Annotated in this window: 15 protein-coding genes; 8 read left to right on the forward strand and 7 right to left on the reverse strand. The window is 66.8% G+C overall.

All coding sequences use genetic code 11. The features are described from left to right. Positions 1 to 209: 209 nt before the first annotated feature. Together ACFY3D_RS12860 and ACFY3D_RS12865 are read right to left on the reverse strand one after the other, a co-directional pair. The gene (locus ACFY3D_RS12860) at positions 210 to 584 is read right to left on the reverse strand and encodes a GntR family transcriptional regulator (RefSeq protein ID WP_389978554.1); all 375 of its coding nucleotides are present in this window, start codon (positions 582 to 584) and stop codon (positions 210 to 212) included. Next, positions 581 to 1,414 carry a hypothetical protein gene (locus ACFY3D_RS12865; RefSeq protein WP_389978557.1) on the reverse strand — a complete coding sequence of 278 codons (834 nt, stop codon included), beginning with the start codon at positions 1,412 to 1,414 and terminating at the stop codon, positions 581 to 583. Before ACFY3D_RS12865 ends, ACFY3D_RS12860 begins: the two co-directional genes overlap by 4 nt. 87 nt (positions 1,415 to 1,501) lie before the next feature. Between ACFY3D_RS12865 and ACFY3D_RS12870 the strand changes: the two genes are divergently transcribed. The 3 genes from ACFY3D_RS12870 to ACFY3D_RS12880 all read left to right on the forward strand — a co-directional run bounded on the left by ACFY3D_RS12870 (position 1,502) and on the right by ACFY3D_RS12880 (position 3,726). Next, the gene (locus ACFY3D_RS12870; RefSeq protein WP_389978560.1) at positions 1,502 to 2,035 is read left to right on the forward strand and encodes a hypothetical protein; all 534 of its coding nucleotides are present in this window, start codon (positions 1,502 to 1,504) and stop codon (positions 2,033 to 2,035) included. 79 nt (positions 2,036 to 2,114) lie between these two features. Beyond that, complete coding sequence (locus ACFY3D_RS12875) at positions 2,115 to 3,299, forward strand: RNA-guided endonuclease InsQ/TnpB family protein (RefSeq protein ID WP_389978563.1); 1,185 nt, start codon at positions 2,115 to 2,117, stop codon at positions 3,297 to 3,299. Positions 3,300 to 3,342: 43 nt separating this feature from the next. After that, entirely contained in the window at positions 3,343 to 3,726 is a 384-nt protein-coding gene (locus ACFY3D_RS12880; RefSeq protein WP_389978566.1) for a hypothetical protein, read from the forward strand. Positions 3,727 to 3,822: 96 nt separating this feature from the next. Here the strand turns inward: ACFY3D_RS12880 and ACFY3D_RS12885 are convergent, their stop codons facing one another. Then, positions 3,823 to 6,297: a hypothetical protein gene (locus ACFY3D_RS12885; RefSeq protein ID WP_389978569.1), complete on the reverse strand. Its 2,475-nt coding sequence runs from the start codon at positions 6,295 to 6,297 to the stop codon at positions 3,823 to 3,825. Between the two features lie 301 nt (positions 6,298 to 6,598). On the opposite strand from ACFY3D_RS12885, the gene ACFY3D_RS12890 reads away from it, so the two are divergent. The 4 genes from ACFY3D_RS12890 to ACFY3D_RS12905 all read left to right on the forward strand — a co-directional run bounded on the left by ACFY3D_RS12890 (position 6,599) and on the right by ACFY3D_RS12905 (position 10,287). Continuing rightward, the gene (locus ACFY3D_RS12890) at positions 6,599 to 7,855 is read left to right on the forward strand and encodes an ABC transporter ATP-binding protein (RefSeq protein WP_389978573.1); all 1,257 of its coding nucleotides are present in this window, start codon (positions 6,599 to 6,601) and stop codon (positions 7,853 to 7,855) included. Further along, a complete protein-coding gene (locus ACFY3D_RS12895) occupies positions 7,848 to 8,510 on the forward strand; it encodes an ABC transporter permease (RefSeq protein ID WP_350947515.1) in 663 nt (220 codons plus the stop codon). The genes ACFY3D_RS12890 and ACFY3D_RS12895 overlap by 8 nt, the downstream gene beginning before the upstream one ends. A gap of 145 nt (positions 8,511 to 8,655) precedes the next feature. Beyond that, a complete protein-coding gene (locus ACFY3D_RS12900) occupies positions 8,656 to 9,327 on the forward strand; it encodes an ABC transporter permease (protein ID WP_350947516.1) in 672 nt (223 codons plus the stop codon). Between the two features lie 36 nt (positions 9,328 to 9,363). Next, entirely contained in the window at positions 9,364 to 10,287 is a 924-nt protein-coding gene (locus ACFY3D_RS12905) for a glycine betaine ABC transporter substrate-binding protein (RefSeq protein ID WP_389978576.1), read from the forward strand. Positions 10,288 to 10,533: 246 nt separating this feature from the next. On the opposite strand, the gene ACFY3D_RS12910 is transcribed toward ACFY3D_RS12905, so the two are convergent. Further along, complete coding sequence (locus ACFY3D_RS12910; protein WP_389978579.1) at positions 10,534 to 11,148, reverse strand: ATP-binding protein; 615 nt, start codon at positions 11,146 to 11,148, stop codon at positions 10,534 to 10,536. Continuing rightward, positions 11,105 to 11,449 carry a hypothetical protein gene (locus tag ACFY3D_RS12915; protein ID WP_389978582.1) on the reverse strand — a complete coding sequence of 115 codons (345 nt, stop codon included), beginning with the start codon at positions 11,447 to 11,449 and terminating at the stop codon, positions 11,105 to 11,107. Before ACFY3D_RS12915 ends, ACFY3D_RS12910 begins: the two co-directional genes overlap by 44 nt. 735 nt (positions 11,450 to 12,184) lie before the next feature. On the opposite strand from ACFY3D_RS12915, the gene ACFY3D_RS12920 reads away from it, so the two are divergent. Next, positions 12,185 to 13,408 (forward strand): helix-turn-helix domain-containing protein, encoded by a 1,224-nt coding sequence (locus ACFY3D_RS12920; RefSeq protein WP_389978585.1) that lies wholly within the window; start codon positions 12,185 to 12,187, stop codon positions 13,406 to 13,408. A gap of 363 nt (positions 13,409 to 13,771) precedes the next feature. Here the strand turns inward: ACFY3D_RS12920 and ACFY3D_RS12925 are convergent, their stop codons facing one another. Both ACFY3D_RS12925 and ACFY3D_RS12930 read right to left on the reverse strand, forming a co-directional pair. Continuing rightward, entirely contained in the window at positions 13,772 to 14,389 is a 618-nt protein-coding gene (locus ACFY3D_RS12925; protein ID WP_389978588.1) for a hypothetical protein, read from the reverse strand. A 27-nt stretch (positions 14,390 to 14,416) separates the two neighbouring features. Beyond that, positions 14,417 to 23,389: a polymorphic toxin-type HINT domain-containing protein gene (locus ACFY3D_RS12930; RefSeq protein WP_389978591.1), complete on the reverse strand. Its 8,973-nt coding sequence runs from the start codon at positions 23,387 to 23,389 to the stop codon at positions 14,417 to 14,419. Positions 23,390 to 23,689 lie beyond the last annotated feature (300 nt).

Below are 23,689 nucleotides of genomic sequence, written 5' to 3' on the forward strand. Positions count from 1 at the left end.
GGCGCTGGGTCGCGCCATCGCGTGCCGCTCGTGAGCGCTGGGCCGCGCCGCCGCACGTCGTCCGTGAACGCTCGGCCGGGTCACCGAACGCGGGTCGTGAGTGCTCGGGGTGCCCGGAATACCGCGCCCGGCGCATCTCCGGCCAGTTGGCTCGGACGCCGTCTGATCGGCCGCTTCGCCGACGACGTGATCCCGAGGCCGGGTCGCCGTCATGACGTGGCCGGTGCCGCGCCGGATGTCAGAGCCGCCTGGACGATGCGGATCGCCTCGTCCGTGTCGATGCCGACGCTGGCGATCACGGCCGCGTAGTCGGCGGCGGCTCGGCGGGCCCGCTCCCGGCCCTCCTCGCCGGCGGCCGACACGAACGAGCCCGCCCGCCCGCGCGTCTCGATCAGCCCCGCCTCCTCCAGCTCCCGGTAAGCCCGGCCGACCGTGTTGACGGCCAGGGCGAGGTCGGCCGCGAGGTGGCGGATGGTCGGCAGCCGGGCGCCCACGGCCAGCGTGCGATCCTGGATCTGCCGGGCGAGCTGGACTCGTAGCTGCTCGAACGGAGGAACCGGCGAGGCCGTGTCGATGACGATCATCGGACGCTTATGGCCCGCCGGCCCACCGCCGCGCTCGACGGCGTCCTGGCATGGAGCGCGATGCACGCGGCCAGGCCCAGGACCAGGTAGGCGGCCGAAGCGGCGCTCCACCAGCCGGGCGCGGTGCCGAACAGCAGCACTATGGGCAGTGACCACTGCACGTTCGGCGTGGTGACGGCGCGGGCGTCCTCGACGCGCATGATGACGTCGGCGGTGAGCGACTCCTCGTCCTCCGCCACGACCGGGCGCCTGAGCAGGTGGCGCAGCTGCATGGCGGTGATGGCAGTCACGCCGAGCAGGCCGATCAGCACGATGACGGCCAACTGCCGCACGGTTGAGTCGGGAACGGCCAGGGCGCTCCCGGCCAGCGCCATCGCACCGGCGAACGTGGCGACCGCGAAGACGGCGTACGGCCGGCCGAGCACGACCCGCCAGCCGGGCTGGATCAGATGGGCGGCCCTGCGGGACAGCGTCGCGCCCGCCCGCTGGTCGACGCGTCGCACCCACCAGTCGAGCAGCGCCTGTGCCAGCAGCAGCCCGGCCACCAACACGGTCAGGACCAGCAGCGGCAGCGGGCGATGCGGCTGGAAGCCGCCGAAGGCGGAACTGGCCAGCCGGTCGTAGGCCGCGGCGAGCGCGCTCGCGAGGATCAGCACGGCCAAGACGACGTTGGCGGCGAGGCCGGCGCGTCTGCGGACCGCCAGCCGGCTGGCCAGCAGCGGGGTCGGGCGGGCGTCGGCCAGGTCGTGCCGGGCCAGCCACTCGCCCGCCAGTCGCAGATCGGCCGCACGCGCCAGCGGGCCGGCGTCCGGTAACGGTTCACGGGTCATAACGCCTCCTTTGTCGCAAGCTTTGTAGCAACATAGTGCGTCATACCTTGCGACAAAGTCAACGCCCCGTGGGCTCTCGTCGTCCCGGTGGTGCGAGCGGCGATCGTCGCCGGTGTCGCGATCGGCGTGATCTTCGTCCGCCGCCAGCGGATTCTGGCCGAGCCGCTGCTCGACCTGGGCCTGTTCGCCAACCGCACGTTCAGCACGGCCTTGGGGATCATGCTTCTGGGCGGGGTCGTGATGGCAGGACTCTCCCTGCTCGCCTCGCTGTATCTGCGGAACGTCGCGGGCTTCTCGCCGCTCTCGACCGGCATGTGGCTCATCCCGCAGAACATCGCCATGGTCGTCGGCTCGATGGTCGCACCGGCCCTGGCCCGCAAGCTGCCGGCGAGCGTCGTCACCGCGCTGGGCCTCGCGCTCGCCGGCGTCGGGCTGCTCGTCGTCACGCAGGTCACCACCACCGGTTCCGGCCTGCTCGTCGTCGGGCTGGTGCTGGCCTCGGGCGGGATCTCGTTCCCGATGGCGCTCACCATCAGTTCCTCCCGAGGGGACCGTCGTCTTCAGGCGACGGGGGAATCGGGAGCGGGAGGGCCGCCCAGGCCCGAGCGTGTAGTGGCCTGACAGGTTTACGCATTCCGCGTCGCCTCTTTCCGACATTCGATACGGTGGGAACAAAGGTTCGAGCGAGGGGGTGGTGCTCGTGCGTAGATCGTTGAAGTTCGTGCTGCGTCCCACCGCCCACCAGGCCGCCGCGTTGACCGCGTGCCTGGATGATCACCGCGCCTTGTACAACGCCGCGCTGGAGCACCGCCGCACCGCCTACGCCAAAGCCGGGGTGAGCGTCCGCTACGGTGACCAGTCCGCCGACCTCAAGTACATCCGCGCCGATGACGCGGATGGGCAGGGCCGGTGGTCGTTCTCCTCCCAGCAGGCCACCCTGCGCCGCCTGGACAAGGCGTTCACCGCGTTCTTCGCCCGCGTCAAAGCCGGACGCACCCCGGGGTTTCCCCGCTTCAAGGGCGAGGGACGCTTCGACACCGTCGAATGGCCCAGGGACGGTGACGGCTGCCGGTGGGACTCCCAGCCCGAACACCCCACCGCCACCTATGTCCGCCTTCAGGGCGTCGGCCACGTCCGCGTCCACCGGCACCGCGCCGTGCGCGGCACCGTCAAGACGATCGGCGTGAAACGGGAGGGCTCCCGCTGGTATGTGACCGTGTCGTGTGATGACGTGCCCGCCGAGACGCTGCCCGCCACCGGCGCCTCCGTCGGGATCGACCTGGGCGTCGCCTCGCTGGTCACCACCAGCGAGGGTGAGCACCTGGCCAACCCGCGCCACCTGGCCGCCTGCGCCGAGCGCCTCGCCGCCGCCCAGCGCGACCTCGCCCGCAAGAAACGCGGCTCCGCGCGTCGGCGCAAGGCGGTGGCCCGCGTCGCCGCCCTGCATGCCAAGGTCCGGCGGCAGCGCTTGGACGGCGCGCACAAGGCGGCCCTCGCGCTGGTCGGTGACTACGACGTGATCGTGCACGAGGACCTGCGGATCGCGAACCTGACCCGCTCGGCGTCCGGCACACTCGAAGCACCGGGCAGCAACGTGGCGGCCAAGTCCGGCCTCAACCGCAGCATCCTGGACGCAGGTTGGGGGGTGTTCCTGACGATCCTGTCGCACAAGGCTGAAAGCGCCGGTCGAGAGCTGATCGCGGTGAACCCCGCCAACACCTCCCGCACGTGCGCCCGATGCGGGCACTGCGCGAAGGAGAACCGCCTCACTCAAGCCGAGTTCCGGTGCGTGTCGTGCGGGCATGCCGCGCACGCCGACGTGAACGCGGCGATCAACGTTCTCAGGGCAGGGCTTGCCCTTCGCGACGTCGCGCAAGCGGCTTAACGAGAAGCCGCTCCCTTCAGGGAGCGGAGGAGTCACGAACCTGATGCTCGCCGCCGCACCGCCGGAGAAGGCCGGCTCGGCCGCGTCGGTCTCGGAGACCAGTGCCGAGTTCGGCGTCGCGATGGGCATCGCGACGCTCGGCAGTCTCGGGACGGTGGTCTACCGGTCCGTTCTCGCCGATGACCTGCCCGCGGGCACACCCGCCGAGGTCGCGGAGGCCGCCACATCGAGCCTGGTCGGGGCGCTGTCGGTCGCCGGAGACGTACCCGGGCTGCTCGACGCGGCCCGGGACGCGTTCACCAGCGGGCTCAACGCGGTCGGCGCGACCGGTGCCGTCATCTTCATCGCGCTGGCGCTGGTCGCCGCGATCACCCTTCGGACCCCCGCCGCCACCGAGACGCCGGTGGCCGAGGAGCGGCCCGTCTGAGTCGCCGTTCCCCGCTGACCGCCGCCCTCCTGGCTACGGAGGACGGCGGTCAACGCGTACACGTGATCGGAGAAAGCCGGGAGAGCGGGGAGGACGTCAGGGAGTGGTCATCATCGGTACCGCGAAGAAGACGATCATCGCGATCGTCACCGCGATGACGAAGCCGATCACTTCCCAGGCCCAGTCATGGTGGGCCGCGCTCTTCGTCGCCTTGTGACTGCGCGGTGCCCGGCCGCTCCTGCGTTCGAGGGTCGCGGCCCGGTCGGAAAGAGAGGGGGCCGCCTCGTCCGTGCCGGTCTCCACACGTGTTGAGGGCGTCGGAGGTATCGCCGCGAACCCGTTCCCCGGCATGGTCGTCGCCGCGTCGTCCCGTGCGGTGTCGGCCCGCGCCGTCTCGTACGGCGTGAGGGCGTGGTTCGGGGGTGCGGAGGGCAGGGGGGCGTCGTCGGGCTGCTGGTTCTCGCGCATGACCCAGCGGGGCAGGCGCAGCTGGGCGCGACCGGTGGGGGTGCGGAGGTGGTCGGTCCGGGGGGTCCAGGCGGGTAGGGCGGTCGGAGCCTCAGGGGTCTGGGCGTCGAAGGGTGCGGCGGTCGCGGCGGTCGTGGCGTCGGAAGGAGCGGCGGTCGCGGTCCCGGAGGGTGCGGGCTCGGAAGGAGCGGGCTTGGCGGGATCGGTGTCCGCGAACCAGTCGACGGCGGAGGACCGGACGGGATCGGCGTTCCGCGTGGCCCAGGCGGGGAACGAGGGCTGAGCGCGCCCGGCCGGGGGCACGGAACTCTCGGCGCTCTCGGCGCGCCTGGTCCAGTCGGGGAGCGAGAAGTGGGAGCGGTCGTCGTCACCGGCGAGCGCGTGCCGCCCGGCTCCTCGCGCAGGAAGCACGGAAGACGGAGTGGCCTCGCGCGCGGGAGAGGGATCGGCGCCTCGCGCGGGAGAAGTACCGGTTTGTCGTACGGACGATGAATCGGCTTCTCGCGCGTGCGCTGAAGCGGAGGACCGGCGCTCGCGGTCGGCGAGGGCGTCGAGCTGGTCGGTCTGCAGGGGCCAGCCGGGCAGGGGAGGCGTGTCGTCCAGCACGTCCCCGAGGTGGCCGCCCAGCACGTCGCCGGGACCGTCGTCCAGCACATCGCCGGTTCCGTGCGGCGGGAAGCCGATGAGCGGCGTGGCCTCCGGTCGCCGAGGAGACTCGACGAACGGAGCCCGCAGGGCCTCGGCGGAGGGCGTCCTGAGGGATTCCGCGGAGGGCGCCGGAGACGTCTCGGTGCTTTCGGTGCTCTTGCCGCTCCTGGTGAACGGCGCGCGGGAGGTCCTCGGGGGAAAGAGCAGGGAGATCTCGGCGAACGAGAGCTGAGGTGTCTCGAGGTAGGGAGCCCCGAGCGGAGGGTGGGAGACCTCGGCGTGCGGAGCCGGGGCCGGGGCCGGGGTCCGGGGTGCCTCGGGGTGCGGAGCCAGGGAGGTCTCGGCGAACGAGGACTGGGAGGTCTCGGCGTGCGGAGCCCGGGACGTTTCCCGGTGTGGAGCCTGAGGCGTCTCGGTGGGAGAGGTCTCGGTGCGGGGGGCGGCGGCGACGAGCCTGTCGGTGTGGGCGCGGGCCGCCCGTGCCTCGGGGCTGAGCGGGCGGAAGAGATCTCCCCGCGCGGGAGGCTCGTCCAGCACGTCCCCGGAAACCGGTGCCGGAGGCGCCGCCCGGCGCGGCCGGGGACGCTGGAGGCGGCGGCGAGGCCGCAGGGCCGCGGTGTCCAGGGCGGTGAGCACGGCATTACCGAGCCTGGGCATCGGCTCCGTGGTGGCCTCGTGCGTGGAGACGGCGTCGGGGTCCCTCGGCGCGAAGGGATCGGGGAAGCGGTCCTCCGCCATGTGGTCCGGCACGGGGAAGTCCGAGGCGCCGATCGGGGGACCGGTCTGCGCGAGCGGCAGCGGCCACGCGGGCGTCGTCGGCCACAGCTGCCTGAACAGCGGCGACGTCGACCGTCCGGCGGAGGCGGCGGGCGGCGCCTTCGGCCCGAGCACGGCGGCGCGCAGTCTCGCCGGGGGAGTCGCCCAGGGGGCGAGGTTGAGGACGTCGCGGACCGGGGCGACGGCGAGGGCGCCGAACACCTCCGTCATGTGCTCGGGAACCTTGGCCGAGGCGAGGGCACGGCCCAGCGACTGGGCGAAGCGGCGGCAGGCGCTCACCGTCAGCTCGTCGGCGGTGTCGACGGCCACGTCGAGCACCCAGGACAGCTCGGAGGCGTCCATCTCGCACACGCCCGAGAGGTACAGCACCTCACGCTGGTGCGTGCGCAGGTCGCTCAGGACGCGGTCGACGAGGGCGGCGGCCGGGTCGAGGCCGATGGCGGGGGGCGAGTAGACGATGTCGCGCAAGAAGATCTCGCGGCGGGCGAGCGCGTACAGCGCGGCGCGCGGCGGTTCCGTGTCCGAGACACCGGAGAGGACGGCCACCAGGACGTCGGAAGCCGAGTCCGCGTCGCCCAACTGGTCGTGGGAGTAGGCGAACAGCCCTGCTGCGTGGCGGTCGTAGAGCTCGGCGATCAGTTCGACGCGCGAGCGTTGACCGAGGAGCGGTTGGGTCACGGGACCGGTTCCTCTGGTGTTTCGGCGAGCGTGGTGGTGGGGCGGGACGGATGTGAAACCTGGGACATACGGTGCCAGAGGGATGGACTCCGGCAATGTGGGTAATCATGTCAAGTCATGGGCACCTCCCGCACTACTCAATGCCCTTTTGTTGAGAAATACACTTGTGGATCTGCTTCGGAGCTGGTTGGGGAAAGCCTGGAAGACAGATCGGAGATGAGGGGCATAGGCTGACCTGTGCTGGATCATGGGGACGGTTGTGGCAGGGGAGCCGTAACCCTGCGAAAACAAGAGGTTGCGCATGATCACATTCAACGGTGTCACCAAGCGCTACGCCGACGGGACCGTCGCCGTGGACAACCTGAGCCTTGAGGTGCCGACCGGGGAGATAACCGTCTTCGTCGGCCCCTCGGGATGCGGTAAGACGACGTCCCTCCGCATGATCAACAGAATGATCGACGCCTCGGAGGGACAGATCCTCCTCGACGGCGTCGACGTCAAGACCATCGACCCGCCGACCCTGCGCAGGGGCATCGGCTACGTCATCCAGCAGGCCGGGCTCTTCCCGCACCGCAAGATCGTCGACAATGTGGCGACGGTGCCCCTGCTGCTCGGCTGGGACAAGAAGAAGGCGCGCGACCGCGCGATGGAGCTGCTCGAACGGGTCGGGCTCGACCTCAAGATGGCCGGCCGCTACCCCTTCCAGCTCTCCGGCGGGCAGCAGCAGCGCGTCGGTGTGGCCCGCGCGCTCGCCGCCGACCCGCCCGTACTGTTGATGGACGAGCCGTTCAGCGCGGTCGACCCGATCGTCCGTACGAGCCTGCAGGAGGAGCTTCTGCGGCTCCAGGCCGAGCTGAACAAGACCATCGTGTTCGTCACCCACGACATCGACGAGGCCGTCAAGCTCGGTGACCGGGTCGCCGTGCTCCGCGTCGGGGGCCACCTCGCCCAGCTCGACGACCCCGCGACGCTGCTGGCCAGGCCCGCCGACGACTTCGTCCGCGAGTTCCTGGGCCGCGACCGGGGCATCCGTCGGCTGTCGTTCGTCTCGGACGAGGGAGTACGGCTCCGCACCGACCTGCTCGTCCCCGCCTCCACCGACACCGCCACGGCGCGTGCCACCGGAGAGCCGTGGCTCGCCGTGGTGGACGGGGAGAACCGGCCGCTGGGCTGGGCCGCCGTCAAGGACCTGCCCGAGTCGGGCACCCTCGCCGACGCCGAACTCGCGCCGTACGGGACCTTCGTCAGCGGACGCGACTCGCTGCGCGCCGCGCTGGACGCGACGCTGCTGACCCCGTCGGGCAGCGCCGTCGCGGTGGACGAGACGGGCAAGGCCGTGGGCGCCGCCACCCGCGAGGCACTGGACGAGGCGCTGGCCACGGTGGCGAGCAGCATCGGCGGCCCGTCGCGAGGCGCTCCCGCTCCCGCCGCCGCTCCCGCGCTCGCCACCGACGCCGATGCCGACGCCGCCGGGCGAGGCGCCGACACTCCCGCGCGAGGCACCGACGCCGGGCGAGGCACTGACGCCGCCGGGCTCGCGGGAGGCGTCGATGGGTGACGAGCCCCTGGTCCGCTGGGACTGGATCGGGCGCAACTGGCCCACGATCCAGGGCCTGCTCGAAGACCACATCGTGATGGCGCTGGTGCCGATCCTCGTCGGACTGATCATCGCGCTCCCACTCGGGCTGGCAGGGGTCCGCTGGCGCTGGCTCTACCAGCCGACCGTCGGCGTGATGAACGTGATCTACTCGCTGCCCTCGCTCGCCGTCTTCATCGTGCTCATCCCGATCACCGGCCTCGCCACCCGGATGACCGTGATGGTCCCGCTCACCTTCTACGCGATGGCGGTACTGATCCCCGCGGTCGTCGACGGACTGCGTTCGGTCCCCGACCACGTGCGCCAGTCCGCGGTGGCGATGGGCTTCACCCCGCTGCGCAGGCTGCTCCAGGTCGAGCTGCCGATCGCGGTACCGGTCGTGCTCGCCGGGCTCAGGGTGGCCACGGTCGCGAGCGTCAGCCTGGTCAGCGTCGGCGCGCTGGTCGGCAGGGGCGGGCTCGGCTACCTGTTCATCGACGGCTGGCAGCGGCAGTTCTACACCCCGATCGTCGTCGGCATCGTGCTGGTCGTGGTGCTCGCGGGGATCGCCGACCTGCTGCTCATCCTGGCGCAGCGCCTGCTCACCCCGTGGTCGAGGGCGAGGGGGTCCGCGTGAAACGGTTGCTCGTGTCTCGTACGGCCCGTGCGGCTCGGCCGATCGGGGCCCGCGCGGTCCTTGCGGCTCGACCGATCAGGTGGTGGATGTCGCCGACGTCGTTGATGACGCGGGTGTCGCGGGCGCCGCGGGTAAGGGGTGCCGCGTGAACTGGCTGCTCGACTTCTTCGGCGACCCGGCCAACTGGTCGGGACCCGACGGGATCCCCAACAGGCTGCTCGAACACCTGGAGTTCGCCGGTCTCTCGCTGCTCCTCGCCATGCTGATCGCGCTGCCGCTGGGGCTGCTGATCGGCCATACCGGCCGGGGTGCCCTGTTCGTCATCCTCACCGCCAACGCGGCCCGTGCCCTGCCGACGCTCGGCCTGCTCGTCCTCATCGTCCTGTTCCTGGGCGTCGGCACGAGCCTGCCGGTGCTCATCCCGTTGGTGGCGCTGGCTGTGCCGCCCATCCTGGTCAACACGTACGAGGGCATCCGAGGGGTCGACCCCGACCTGCGCGACGCCGCGTACGGCATGGGCCTGCGGGGTGGGCAGGTCCTGGGCCGGGTGCTGGTGCCGGTCGCGCTGCCGCTCATCCTGCTGGGTCTGCGCCTGGCGGCGATCCAGGTGGTGGCGACCGCGACGGTGGCCGCGTACGTAGGCTTGGGCGGTCTCGGCCGCTTCATCATCGACGGTCTCGCGACCAAGAATTTCCCGAGCACGATCGGCGGAGCGGTTCTCGTAGCACTGCTCGCGTTGATCGTTCAGCTCGGGTTCACCCTGGTACAGCGCGCAACGGTCTCCCCGGGGGTGAGCGAGCGCCAGGCCATCAGATAGTCTTCATTACCCCCCGTTTTGGAAGGGAATAGCACCATGAAGCGCCTGATCAGCACCGCGGCGATCCTCCTGTCCGCGGCGCTCACACTTACCGGATGTGGTGGCGGAGATCCGCTCACCAGCGCCTCCCAGGCTCCCATCGAGTCCGGCTCCGCCTCCGCGCCCGCGGAAGGGGGGAAGGTCGTCATCGGGTCGGCCAACTTCCCGGAGAACGTTCTGCTCGGCGAGATCTACTCACAGGCCCTGGCGGCCAAGGGCGTCGAGGTCGAGGAGAAGTTCAACATCGGCAGCCGCGAGGTCCTGTACGACCAGGTCAAGAGCGGCGGCCTCACCATCCTGCCGGAGTACATCGGCTCCCTGCTCGCCTTCGTCGACAACACGACCACGGCGAAGTCGAAGGACGACGTCGTCGCCGGTCTCAAGGAGAAGCTCCCCGCCGAGCTTGAGGTCCTCACCCCCGCCGCGGCCGAGGACAACAACTCGCTGACCGTCACCAAGGAGACCGCCACCAAGGACGGCCTCACCACGATCGAGGACCTGGTCAAGGTCGCCAAGAACTACTCGGTGGGCGGCCCGCCGGAGTTCCAGACCCGCCAGGAGAAGAACTTCAAGGACACCTACGGCCTGGAGTTCAAGGAGTGGAAGAAGACCGGCGACGCCACCGCCGACGCCATCAAGGACGGCACCGTCCAGGTCGGCAACGTCTTCACCACCGACCCGAAGATCATCGTGAACGACCTCGTCTCCCTTGAGGACAACAAGAGCGCCTTCGCCGCGGAGAACATCGCCCCCCTGGTCAACAAGGCCGGCGTGAACGACACGGTGCGGACGACCCTCGACGCGGTCTCCGCCAAGCTGGACACCGCCGGCCTCGTCGCGCTGATGAAGCGCGTCGCGGTCGACAAGGACGACGCCGAGGCGGTCGCCAAGGACTGGCTCACCCAGAACGGCCTGCTCTAACGATCTATCCCTCCGAACCGGCCCTGGACGCTTCGTCCGGGGCCGGTTCGTTTTCGTGTTCTGTGTTCGCGGGGGCGGCAACCGTGGCCGCGTGGTGTCCGGTCGATGCGCTGGGGATCACCCGCGAGAGCGTGAGCAGGGGAGTCGGTGACGAACTTTCCCGGACGGAGCGACATCCGCGCGGACATCGTCGCGAACTCCGGTGGTGAAGAAGCCGTAGCCGAGGCGAGGCGTCGTGATCAGGGACTACCCGTCGGTCGAGCGGAGCTCGAACCAGACGACGGTTCCGGTGGAGTCGCGGTGGAATCCCCAGCGGGCGGCGAGGTCATTGACGAGCATGAGTCCTCGGCCGCCGGTGGCCTCCGGGCTGGGCTTTCTCGTACAGGGGATCTGCAAGGCGCCGGGGTCCTGGACGGTGATGAGCACGCCGTGGGGGAGGAAGGCCACCGTGACGACGAACTCCGGTGTTCGCTCGACCGTCCCCGCGTCGTACTCGTACGGTCTTGCGTCGTGCGGTCCGGTGTCGTCGTACGGCCCCACATCGATGGCTTCGGTGTCTGCCGGTTGCGCATCGAGTGATCCGCTGGAGTGTTCGACGGCGTTGGTGGCGAGTTCGCTGGTGAGGAGCATGGCGTCGTCGCGGAGCGGGTGGTCGTTACCGAGGAGTTCGGCGACGAAGGCGCGGGCGGGTCTGACCTGCTCGGGGGTGGCGGCGAACCGCTGAGAGATGACGGGCGTGTGGCCAAGGGACGCCGACCCGGGGATCCGTTCCGGGTGCGGTGACCGTACGGCATCGTCGGTCGTCGTGCGGAGGCGGTTAGCGAGTACGCCGACGAGCAGGGACAGCAGGCGTGCGGTCATCTTGGTCACCTCCCGGGTTCTGCGTCATGTCGCTCTCGTTGCTCGGGGGCGGGTTTTCTGTCTTGGGGCGGTAGCTCTCGATGTTCTGTATCTGTGCGGCGAGTTCGGCGGGGGTGGTGGCCTCGATCAGGCCGATGCGCTCTCGACACCAGGCGGGAGAGAGCGCCCAGTAGCGGCCGGTGGCCTTGCCGTACCAGAGGTGCCAGCCGAAGAACCGCAGCGCCGGGGTGTGCGGCGCCTGGTGGTCGGTGCCAGTCTCTTCGGTGGGTCCGTGCCGGGAGGTGGTGTGGGCGGAGATCATGCCGTCACCGCCGTGCGGCATGGTTGGTGTCTGCCTGCTCCGGGTCGTGCACCTGGCGGTGATTGTCGTTCGTACGGCGGGGTGGGCGTTGTGGAGGCCGGTCGCGCGTGGTGTCCGTAGCTGCTGGGGGAGGAGCCCGTGAGGGGGCGGCTCGGTGGGCGGGTGGCGAGGGTGGGCGCGGGCAGTTTCTTGCAGAGTCCGAGGCGGCGTCGGGCCGTCATGCGGGTGCGGACCTGGGCGGCGGTGGGCTGTTCCCACAGGTGGCCGGGGCGGTGCGGCAGGCTGGCCGCGTCGTGGGCGTAGGGGGGATGGCCGCACCAGCGGCAGCCCAGGGGTGAGGGTGGTCGTTCGGCGTGCCATCGAACCCGGATGATCTTGATGGCTCTACTAGGGTTGAGCACAGTTCGCACCTCCAGTGTGCGGACGAGGCTCTGCCAGGCGACGTCACTCGCCTGGCAGAGCCGTTTTGTGGGGTTCCAGGGCTCGGATTTCCTGGATGTCGGCGGTCCTTCTAGGTCAAGGCGGCTTCCCCGGTGTGGTTGGGGACTGCCTGGACGAGGACCGCTGCGATCGCGGACGGCGCGCTCAGCGAACAGGGGTATCTCCTGTCGCTCTCGCACCCGTCGCCGCTCACGAAAGGTGACGCTATGAACGCGGAGAGGTGCCGACATCAGTGCCGCTGATACTTTGGCGCGCGGGGAGGTCAAGCAGGTTACGGCGGGTTACCGTGAGCCCATGGCCTACTTGGACCCGGCGGCGGAGAGCGTGGGAACCCGCGTACGGCGTGCTCGTAAGCGCGCGGGCATCACCCAGACCGAACTGGCGCGGCGCGTCGGCCGCGCCCAGTCCTGGGTGTCGGGAGTCGAGAACGACAGCCTTCCCCTGGACTCCATCGCGTTGATCAACGTCCTCGCCCGCGCTCTGCGCATGCACCCCAACGAGCTCACCGCGCGCCCCTACCGAGGTGACAACCCGAGCCAGGATCGCGGACACTCGGCCATCCCTGAGATCCGCCGCCAACTGGAGCGCTACGACCTCGACCCCGAATGGACCGGAGCGGTACGGCCACTCCCTGAGCTTCGGGTCGCGACCGAACGCCTGATGTGGCTACGGCGAGAAACGCGCTACGCCGAATTGGCCGACGAGACTCCGTCACTGATCGCCGAACTTCAGGCGGCGACCCATCTCTCCCCGGCCTCTGATCGAAGTGCGGCATTCGGCCTGCTCTCGATCGCTTACCGGGCTGCCGACGCCGTTGCCTACAACCTTGGCTACGCCGACCTCTCCGTGATCGCCACCAACCGAATTCGCTGGGCAGGGGAACGAGCGGGGGATGCTTATCACGAAGTCTTGTTCGCCTATCTGCGCAGCAGGAACCTGTGGGCGAGCACCTCGTGGAACGACGCGCTCGCTGTGCTCGACACGGCCTGCGCGAGCATCCAGGACGAGTACACCGCAGGTCATCCCGAAGCGCTGGCACTCTGGGGAGGTCTCCAACTGAGGGCCGCGATCACGGCCGCCCGCAAGAACGACGCCGAGGAGGCGTGGTCACGCCACCGGCTCGCCGCCGAAGCGGTCACCCGGCTCGGTTCACGCCAGCGCACCAACTACTACGAGCTGTCCACCAATCAGCCCAACATCGACATCCACGGCGTCGCCATCGCCGTCGAACTCGGTGACGGACCACAGGCCGTGAAACGAGCACAGGCGGTCCACCTTCCCAAGGACCTACAGGCCAGCCGTGTCGGCTACCACCACCTCGACCATGCGCGGGGACTACTGTGGTGCGGCAAGCGCGACGATGCCCTGGCTGCACTCGAACGCGCCGAGAAGTCCGCCCCCATGCTCATCCGCAACCACCCCATGGCCCAGCAGGCCGTACGGACCCTCCTGGACCTAGAACGCTACAGCTACCGCGAACGCATCCGCCGCCTCGGCACACGCATGCACATCCTTTGAGACATTCGATTTGGATGCTCAACCTCAGTACGAGGAGAAGATCATGGACCGCACCAGAGCCCTGTGCTCGCTTGACGCAAGAGCGTCCAGCAGAACAACTGTGTGAAGGTGGCAGCCTTCCGAGCAGAGGTCGCGTCGTACGAGACAGTAAGGATCTGAAAGGGCATGTGCTGCGTTTCGCTGGTAGCAATTGACAGTCGTTCATCAGCGGTATCAAAAACGATGCATTCGATAACCTAGGCTGCTGATTGGCAGCCCAATGAGGTAATCGCGTGCGGCAAGTGGCGATGAGCTTACGAACATACAGATCAGCTGCTACGTCACGGATTCCCCCAGTTCTGCTGGCCATACGAGATTACCTCGTCAAGTACAATCTTTTCCACGGACAATCCAGGCTGCTAGATCTTCGTTTTCTGAGACTGTTCGTGATCCCAGGCTCTTGCGGGCTGAGTCTTGAAGCGTTGGCGAGCAGTAAGGTGCAGGCAAGACGGTTATTCCAATACTGTCTTGCCATACCGTTCCTGCGACGAAGACCGATCCATCTATGGCGGACATGGCAAATTCTGGATAGCCGTATCCCGATCCCAGAACATGGGATGCGGCCCCCGCGCCTGCAAGATCCCAGTCATCTAGTAATTCCACCAAGCCCCATACTGATTCCCACCATGCAGGATCTTCCCAGTTGTCGGTTTCCTCGCGAGCCTGGTCAAAAACTGGATCAATGGCGGGGCTGAGTGCAACCAGGAAACGGCGATCTGCCGAAAAAAGACCGAAGTCAGTCGCCATTGCGTACCAATCGGCATTGAACTTCGCGACACGATCAGGGTCATCAAGGTTGATAACCTGGTCGCATCGCCCCTCCTGTGGTCCACAAGATGTCACCATTCCCGCAATAAAGGTAGGGATGCCGGTTCTATGCCTGATGTCAAGAAGTTTTAGGCCAGCTCTTAGCATCAGCCTTGCGGCCAACTTCTCGTTCATGACTCTCTCTGTCTTGTGCACGGATTTTTAGCATAGCTGCATGACTTTATTGTAGTTGTGGCCCCCGTTCTTGTCTGGGCCAACCCAGGCGAATTTTCCGTCCTTTTCGAGGATCCTATACTTGTTATTGCCTGGCAAGCCGTAGATCTTGGCGCCTTCCCACCAAGCCGTTCTTCTGTTATTGCCGCCCCGGTAAAAGTCTAATGTGCCATCAGGGTTGGTGCGCTGCTTCAGTGTTCCAGTAGTGATTTGCCTGAGCATATCCTTGATGATATTTGGTACAACGTTGTCGTTATGGACGAGGATGTTAGTGTTCCCTGTCACCACATAATAGGTGGACAGGTCGTCTACCGTCAGGTTGTGGACACGCTGATCGGTAACCGTCCACTGGGCAATGCCGGCTACCTGGACGTACGTTCCCGTGCTGGCGCGCAGCCACTGGCCCCGTCGAAGCTCTCCGGCTGTTCGCCATTCTTGCAGCTCGGTAACCCAGAATGGGTGATTGTCGGTAGCTACGACTGTCCCGGTCTTGTTGCCCTTAGCTCCGTCGGTGTCAACGGTTACCTGTACCAGATTCTTGATGCCCTCGCTCGCGATGAGGGCGATAACGGATCTGGCTCCTGTCTCACCAGTTTCGGGGTCGGTGGCCAGAACCTTATCCCCGACCCTTACTTCTTCGATCGGTTTGAGGGAGCCGTCAGCCATGAGTGTCTTGGTGCCGGGAAGGAAGCTGCTTCGACGACACGCCGCAGCTGCCTTATTAAAGGCTTTTCCAGCCGATGGGGCGATTTTCCCGATTTTGGCTATTCTAGAGACTACGCGACCAGAAGGGCCTGCAAAATTAGCAGCCATAAGCACGCACGAGATCGCATCGCCCTCAACGCAACCCATCGCGTCTTCAAAAAATAGATTTACAATCCATTCGGTAGGGCCTACCAGTGGAGTTATGAGCTCAAGAAATGCATCCAGTCCGGCCTTTCCCGTGGATGCTTTTATTTTGCTTGCATTAATTCCAAGATAGCCCAAATAGTTTGTGCATTTATCTATCTTTGCAGCGTACGTTTTTATGGTCAGCGTGGAGCATTCTTTGTTGAATTCCTGCAACAAAAGAATCTTTTTTGCGGCGTCCTTAAAATCCTTACATTCCTTCTTGGAGTACATCTCTTTGCATTGCACCCGCTGGCCATTACCGTCCCGCGATTGGGGCGGTGCGCCTCCTGGGCCTGCATTAGAGCTAAGCGACTTGATTTTTTTCCATAGGCGATTGAGAGCCTTTTGGTCATCTATGGACTCTGCAAGTAAATCGAAGAGCGCCCGCTCGTCTTTGGTTCCGTCCCAATAGCCTTTCGGTGCCGTTTTTCCTTTCTCTGTAACGCCTAGGTTTCTTCCTCTTTCCTCATCGAACCACCAGTCCATCTCCACAAGGCAGCACGGCTGATCGGGCCATGAATAGTACGGCTGTCCTGGAATGACCTCTGGTGGGGTGAAGTCCCAGCTTGAGGAATCTCGGTCTATGTATTTGTCCCAGTAGCTGCTTGTGTCGTAGGACTGCCAGTCTGAAATTCCAGAGGTTCCAGTGTGAGAGCCTCCGCCCAGGATGGGAATGCTGCTGTGCCCGCTGGGGTCGGTGTTGGTGAGAGGGCCGGCATTGGCGTAGGTGTAGCGGTTGGCTTGGACTGATGGGTCGGGGTTGAGAGTGGCGGTGTCGCGGGAGGTGAAGGTGCCGGTGCCGGGTTGGTACCAGCGGGCGTGCATGTTGACTTTGCCGGTGTCGGGGTCGGTGTATTCGCCCTGATAGCCCAAGGTGCGTGCGGTGCCGGTGCGGTGGGTGACCTCGCCGAAGGGGTCGTAGGCGACCGAGTCGACCAGAGCGGTGGCGGAGAAGGTGCCCACCACGTCGCCATGCAGATCGTTCATCACAGCGAGCGCGGGGCTTGCGCCTTCTTGCAGGCTGAGCAGGCCGCCGAACGGGTCGCGGCCGTATTTGGCCAGGGTGGTGTTGGCGCCGTCGGCGACGGTGACGAGGTTGTTACTCAGTCCGGAGTAGGTGAAGCGCTGCTGGGTGGCGCCGGCGGTGCGTGAGGTCATCCGGTCCAGGGCGTCGTAGCCGTAGGTGGCCTCACCATCGGAGACCATTCGATCGAAGGCGTCGAAGACCAGATCGCGGGTGACACCGGCTTTGGTCTCGGTGGCGAGGGTGCCGCGTGGGGTGTAGGTGTAGTCGACTCCGGCGCCGGAGGTGAGCCGGTTGCGCTGGTCGTAGACGAAGGTGTCGGTGCCGGCTTTGGTGCGGTTGCCAGAGGCGTCCCACTCATAGGCGGTGACGGCGCCGCCGGGGGCGGTCCAGGAGGTCAGCCGTCCGGCGCGGTCATGGGTGTAGGTGTTGGTTCCGGCGCCTGCGGTGCCGGTGGTGGTCTTGGTGGTGAGGTTGTCGTCCTTGTCCCACCCATAAGTGATCTTCGACAGTTCGGTGCCGGAGTTGTTCTTCACCGTCTGGGAGGTGAGCCGGTCCATGCTGTCGTAGCCGTAGGTCTGGGTGCCGACCGGGTTGGCGGAGGTTTTGCTGGTGAGCCGGTTGGCGTTGTCGTAGCCGTAGGTCCAGGTGCGGCCGGTCACCGGGTCGCTGGCGGTGTCGAGCCGGTCGACGGCGTCCCAGGTGTAGGTGGCCGTGCCGGTCGGGTCGACGCGCTGGGTGAGGTTACCGGTGGCGTCGTAGGCGTAGGCGGCGACCTGGTTGGTGGCCTTGGAGACCTTGGTCAGCAGGCTACGGTCGTTGTACTCCAGGCTGTAGTCACCGATCGCGGTGAGGCGGCCCGCGCTGTCGTAGGTGACCGCGCGGTTCACGGTGGCCATCGCGGCGCCGCTGCCGGTCTCGGCGGTCATCCGGTCCAGGTGGTCGAAGGTGCGATCCAGGCGCACTCCGCCTGGTTGCAGGGTGGCGGTGGCGTTGCCGGAGGCGTCGTAGAGGTTGGTCCAGGTGCGGTCGGCGGCGCCTGGGTGGGGGGTGGTGGCGGGTTCGATGACGGATTCGACCAGGCCGAGGGTGTTGTAGGTGGTCCAGGTGGCGTTGTTGCGGCCGTCGGTGGTGCGGGTGCGGGCCCCGCTGGCGTCGTAGCCGAACGTCGAGGTGATCGACGAGGTCGCGGAGACCGGTTCGATCAGGGAGGTCAGCCGTCCTGCGGCGTCGAACGTGCGCTGGGTGGTGTGGCCTTCGGCGGAGGTGGTGCTGGTCGGGTTACCGGCTGGGTCGTAGCCGAAGCCGACCGTGCGCAGCACCGTGCCGGTGCCGCTGAGGTCTTTGGCGGAGGTCTTGCGGCCGGCGAGGTCGTAGGTGACCTCGGTAGCGTTGCCGAGCGCGTCGGTCACCTTGGTCTGCCGGCCCATCAGGTCGTAGGCGGCCGTGGTGGTGCGGCTGGCCGGGGCACTGGTGGTAGGGGTGGCCGGGGCGATGGTGGCGGTGACCTCTCCGGCGGCGTTGACCGTGTAGGTGGTGGTCTTGTTACCGGGCGCGACGCGTTTGGTGAGGTTGCTGGCGGTGTCGTAGGTCAGGGCGGTGGTGTGCGCGGCGGTGGTGGGGGTGCGCTCGATCACGGTTTGGGTGATCTGCCGGCCCAGGTCGTCGTAGGTGGCCTCGTTCCGGGCGCCGGTGGGGTCGATCACCGCGAGTTGTTCGCCCAGCAGGTTGTACTCGCCGACCCAGGCGCCGCCCGGCCCGGAGGGGCCGGGTTCGGTGACCTTGACCGGGCGCCCCAGCGCGTCGTAGACGGTGGAGGTGACGTGGTTGCGCGGGTCGGTGACCGTGGTCTGCTGCCCGGCCGCGTCGTAGCCGAAATTCACCGTTGGGGTGATCGCGCTACCGCCCGGCGGGGTGTAGGACGCGCCGATGGTCGAGGTCAGCCGCCCGGCCTTGTCGAAGACGAGGGTGGTGGTGCGCCCTTCGGCATCGACGATGTGGGTCTGCTCGCCCGCGCTGTTGTAGCCGTATTTCACGGTGGACCGTCCAGTAGTGGCGGCGGTGCCGTTCTTTTCGACTGTCACCTGCGGTGATGTGGCTTCCACCAGTCGCCCGGCCAGGTCGTAGCGCATCGTGGCGGTGAAGTCCGCAGCCGTGGCGCCGGAGGCGTTTCCACGCGGGTCGGTGGCCGCGCTCAGCAGGCCCCGGTCGTCGTAGACACTGGTGGTGACCAGGTCTTCAGCCCCGTTCTCTACCGTCTGTCGAGTCACCTGATTCAACACGTTGTGGGCATACGAGACTGATTCGGTGCGGGTGGTACCGGTCGCGGTAGAGGTCTTCTTGGTGACGTTGCCGACCGCGTCGTACTCGAAAGCGGTTTTACGCCCCAGAGCGGCGGGATCGAATGTGGTCGATGTGAGGCGGTTCGCGGCATCATAGACGGACTGGACGGTGACTTTGCCGCCACCGCTGACTTGGCGGACGAGGTTACCGGTCGGGTCATACTGATTTGACTGCAGTACCACGTCGTCCAGGCTGGTCAAGCCATTGAGGCGGACATCGTCACCGACCACCTCGGACAGACGGTTGTCGGCGAAGTAGGTGTAGGAGGTCTTACGACCCATCGCGTCGACCTGACCTGCCAGGCGTCCGGCGGGGTCGTAGGAGAGCGCCTGCAGCACCACGTCGCGAGCGGCCTGCGGGGCGACCGGGCTGCCGGTCCAGTTCTTGAGCGTCACGGAGGCCGATTCGCCGCGTTTGGTGTAGGCGTAGGTCAAGACGGTGCCCACCGGATCGGTCGTCGAGGCCAGGGCGCCGGTGACGTCCCAGGTGGAGTGGGTCACACCACCTTCGGGGTTGGTGACCGTCTCTGTTCGTCCTTTGGTGTCGTAGGTGTGGGTGATGGTGCGCGCCGGATCACCACCAGTCAGGTCCGAGAACGTCTCGGTGAGCTTGTTGCCGTCCGCGTCGTAGGTGTAGGCGGTTTTGATGGTGTGGGTGACGTTGGTGACTTCGTTTTTCACCCCGGGGGCGGTCTGCGTCAGCGGGCGCCCGAGCGCGTCGTAGGTGAACGTCGTGGTGACACCGGTGGGATGAGCCGCCGATACCTCGGTTCGCGAGGTCGCCCGGCCCAACGCGTTATGAGCGAACTTCGTTATCAGTCCGGACGGGCTGGTCTGCTCTGCCAGGTCCCCGGCAGCGCTGTAACGGTAGGTCGTCTCGTTGCCCTTGGCGTCCTTACTGGACTTGTTCAGGCCTGCGGGTGTGGTGCCGCCGCCGATGGCGGGTTCGGTGCCGTCGGTGTAGGTGGTGCTGGTCGAGCGGCCGTTTGGAAAGTCTGGGGTAGCCGGGGTGGTCTGCTTGAGTGTCTCGCCGAACTCGTTGTACGTCGTCGTGGTGGCGTAGGTGTCATCAGTCGCTGAGGATGAGCGGGCATCACGCGACACGGTGCGCTGGTCGTTGCGGGGATCGAACAGGTTGTCTTGATTGACGTAGTAGGAGTAGTAGGAAGTGTTGCAGTTGTTCGCGGTGCGGCAGGTGCTTTGACCGGTCAGGTTGCCGCGCTCGTTGTAGAACAACTCAACGACGTTATCGTTGCGGTCAGTGACCTTCGCGAGATTGCCGTCGTTGTCGTACTCGTATTTGTTGATCTTGTTCAGCTGATCGGTCTCGGATACCACGCGGTGGTTACGCTGGGTGTCGTTGACGTAGGTCAGGGTGCCGTTCTGGGGGTCGGTGACCACTGCGGAAGCGTTTCCGCCGTCGGTTTCGTAGTCTCTCGCATACGTCAGGGCATCGAGCTTCCAGGTCCCGCCGTGGTTGTCGGTGTGGGTGAGCAGCCGTCCGCTGTCGGTGTCGAAGGTGTTGGTCGCCCAGGTTCGGCCGGAAGGCAGGGTCGCCGTCGTCATCTGAGGTTGTGCCAGCCGGGCGGCGTAATGGGTTTGCACCTCCGCCAGTCCGAGAGGCTTGCCGTAGACGGCGACCTCGTCGATTTCCCCTGTGAAGGGGAAGGCGCGCGCGGTGGTGACAGTGGAGGGCCAGGCCGGGGAGGCGTGGCCGTACCCGACGCGTGCCTCGCCCTGGTCCAGGTGGGTGATGTCGCCGTTGAGCGTGCCGACGATCTGCCCGTCAAGGAACAGGGTCTGGGTGTTCTCCGCTCCGGTGAGCACCACGTGGTGCCAAACGCCGTTGTTCACCGTGGCGGTCGAGGTGATCGGGGTAGTAGTGGCGGTACGGAACTGACCACGCAGCTTGCCGTCGGTGCCGACGTAGACAGCTGGAGTGAAGTTGCTCTGTATGGAGTTCTGGTAGCCGATGATGGTGCCCGAGCCCGTGGTCTTGAACCAGGCCTCGACCGACAGCAGCTCACCGCGCCCGTTGATCGCGCCGGAAGGCAACTGCACGTAGGTGGAGTTAGCGGTCCCGGCAAAGCGCATCGCGCCATTACCGCTCCCGGCCAGCGCGCCGGGACTGGTCTTGGTGACGTTGTAGGAAGCGCCGGCGAGGATGGCGTCCTCGTCATCGATGTTCCAGTCGGCCGAACTGACGACCTTGTCCCCGAGTTTGGTGACCGCGTCGCCCAGGCGCCAGTACCCGGTGGGAGCCGCGTTAGCGATCACACTGCGATAGCGGGAAGCGGTCGTGTAGGCGTAGACAGTGCAGGCGGTGCCCGCACCTGGCGCGCACACCTTTGTCAGAGCGTCACCGTTATAGGAGTAGGTCCAGGTCAGCGGGGCTCCGTTAAGCGGGTCTGTGGATACAGCCGACACATGATTACCGGTCCAGGTGAAGGTCAGCGACCGTCCGCCGGGCGCGGTGACCTTGGACAGCTTCCCGTCTATTCCATAGATCAGATTCTGGATGCGGTCTCGGCGGTCACTGACCTTGGTCAGCCGACCGGCGGTGTCGAACCAGTAGGAGGTGGAGGATTTGTCCATCAGCCGCCAGCCGCCACCGGTGACATCGGCCATGGTGGCGTACACGCCAGGTGGTGGAGCGTACGTTCCGTCGCTCTTGGCCGCGAAACGCACCTGGCGGCCATCGGGATAGGTGACCAGCAGCGTGGCGGTCTGGGGCTCCGGGAGCACCCGCATATCCCAGCGGGTGCTCCAGCCCGCACCGAACGCCCCATCCGTTCGCGGGTCAAGACTGTTGTAGGTACGGCTCACCGACAGAGGCAGTCCGGCCGAGGCGACGGTGGCATCGGTGACCGACTGGGTGTAGTTGCCGCTCACATGGTCGAAGTCGCGTCCGTTGGTGCCGGAGGCCAGCAGCGAGTTGATGGTGCCCTGCCCTGGTGAGGTGGTGAAGGTCCGCCAGGGCGAGGTGACGCTCATGGAACCACTAGAGGCCTGCACGTACCAGGAGTAGGTCTCCCCCCACTTCAGCTTCCCCGCCGGCACCTGCCAGCTCCACGACTGATCCCAGCCCCCCGACGCCTCGCACCAGTCCCAGTTTTCTGGAGTGCCCTTACAGAGCTGGAACCAGTACGACACCGCCCAGGTGGGATCGCCCGGCTTGGCGTAGGCCGACAACGTCGGCTTCAGGGAACCGACCTGGGTGTTGTCCTCCGGTGAGGCCCACTGCCATAGCAGCACTTCCGTCTTCAGGGTCTGCCAGGCGGACCAGGGGCCGGTCGGTGAGCCGGTCGCCGCGGCCCAGCCCCGGATGCGCCACTGTACGGTCCAGCCGTCCGACAACTTCTCGGAGGGCACGTCTATCCTGACCTGCGATCCTGAGGCGGCGGAGGCGTTGGTTCCCCCTGACCAGATCAGCCCGTTCCCCTGTTCCGGCAGGGCCGGATCATGGCGGATTTCCACGTTCACGCCCACAGTCCGGCCATCGGGGTCGGTGACTTTGGCAGACAGGCTCGGTGTCAGCGATGACGTCGTCGTCCACTCCGACGATGTCGTGGACGGTGTCACCGACAGGTTTGATACCGACGGTCTGGAGATGCTGACCTGTAGGGTCTGCCAGGCCGACCAGGCGCCGGCCGGTGAGCCGGTCGCTGCGGCCCAGCCTCGGATTCGCCACTGCACCGTCCAGCCGTCCGACAGCTTTCCTGACGGCACGTCTATCCTGACCTGTGATCCTGAGGCGTTACCGGCGCCCGTTCCCGCTGACCAGATCGCCCCGGTGCCCTGTTCCGGCAGGTTCGGGTCGTGGCGGATCTCCACGTTGATACCCACGGTCCGGCCCTCAGGGTCGGTGACCTTCGCCGACAGGCTCGGCGTCAATGACGATGTCACCGCACCGCCCGGCACCGATATGGATGGGGTCACCGACAGGTTCGACACCGACGGCTTGGCGATATTCACCTGTAGGGTCTGCCAGGCCGACCACGGTCCAGCCTCCCCGTTCGCCGATGCGGCCCAGCCCTGGATACGCCACTGCACGGTCCAGCCATCCGAAAGTTTCCCGGACGGGACGTCTATTCTGACCTGTGATCCTGAGGCGTTACCCGCGCCCGTTCCGTCTGACCAGATCATCCCTGTGCCTTGTGTCGGCAGGTTCGGGTCGTGCCGGATCTCCACGTTGATGCCCACAGTCCGACCACTGGAGTCCGTCACACGGGCGGACAGTCTCGGTGTAAGTGACGACGTCACCGCCCCGCCTTGCATCGACACGGACGGCGACACCGACAGGTCCGACACAGATGGTCCCGCAGCCAACGCTGCTACCTGCGATGACTTCTCTGGGGATGAGGAGTCTCGCGCGTCTTTCGCAGCCGCACCTTCCGCACCGGAACGCTTGGGGAGAGGCGGAGGCGATTTCAGCCCCCCTTTGGCGGGCTCGTTCGTGAACTTGTGGCGCTTCTCCAAAGGAACCGCGTCCTTGGGAGGCTTCGGGGCGCGTTTGGCCATCTGAAGATCGGTTCGTGTCGCGTCAGCGGAAACCAGGGACGGCAGGCCAGCCGCCGAACCGGTCAACTGGTCAGGTGTGTCGGGGGGGCCGTGAAAGAGCGCGGATGGTTGCATCGTCGCGGCGGACACCGGAAACGCCTGGAACAGCAGCAGGCCCGGTAGCGCCGTCACCAGCACGGCCACCGCCGTCCAGGTTCTCACGACTACCGAAAACGACCATGACAAACTCCGGCGCATACGCCGTCACCCTCCGAACAAGTCAGCGCGAGAGCCAATCGCTCCCGCGTTACCCCAGCCCGCCATCAGTCCCGAAGTAGGGCCGAGGTCGACGGTTCGGAGCGTGCTAACAGCAAACGATCAGAAATTACCCATAGAACCTTTATGTCCGCAATATGTGCAAGAGGGGCTAAATAGGACACGTATTTCGGGTTTGAAAGTACGGCATGTCGGGATCGCGCTCTCACGGTGACGTTCGGTCGTGGA

The sequence above is a fragment of the Streptosporangium sp. NPDC000509 genome, from assembly GCF_042898365.1.
Classification (GTDB): Bacteria; Actinomycetota; Actinomycetes; order Streptosporangiales; family Streptosporangiaceae; genus Streptosporangium.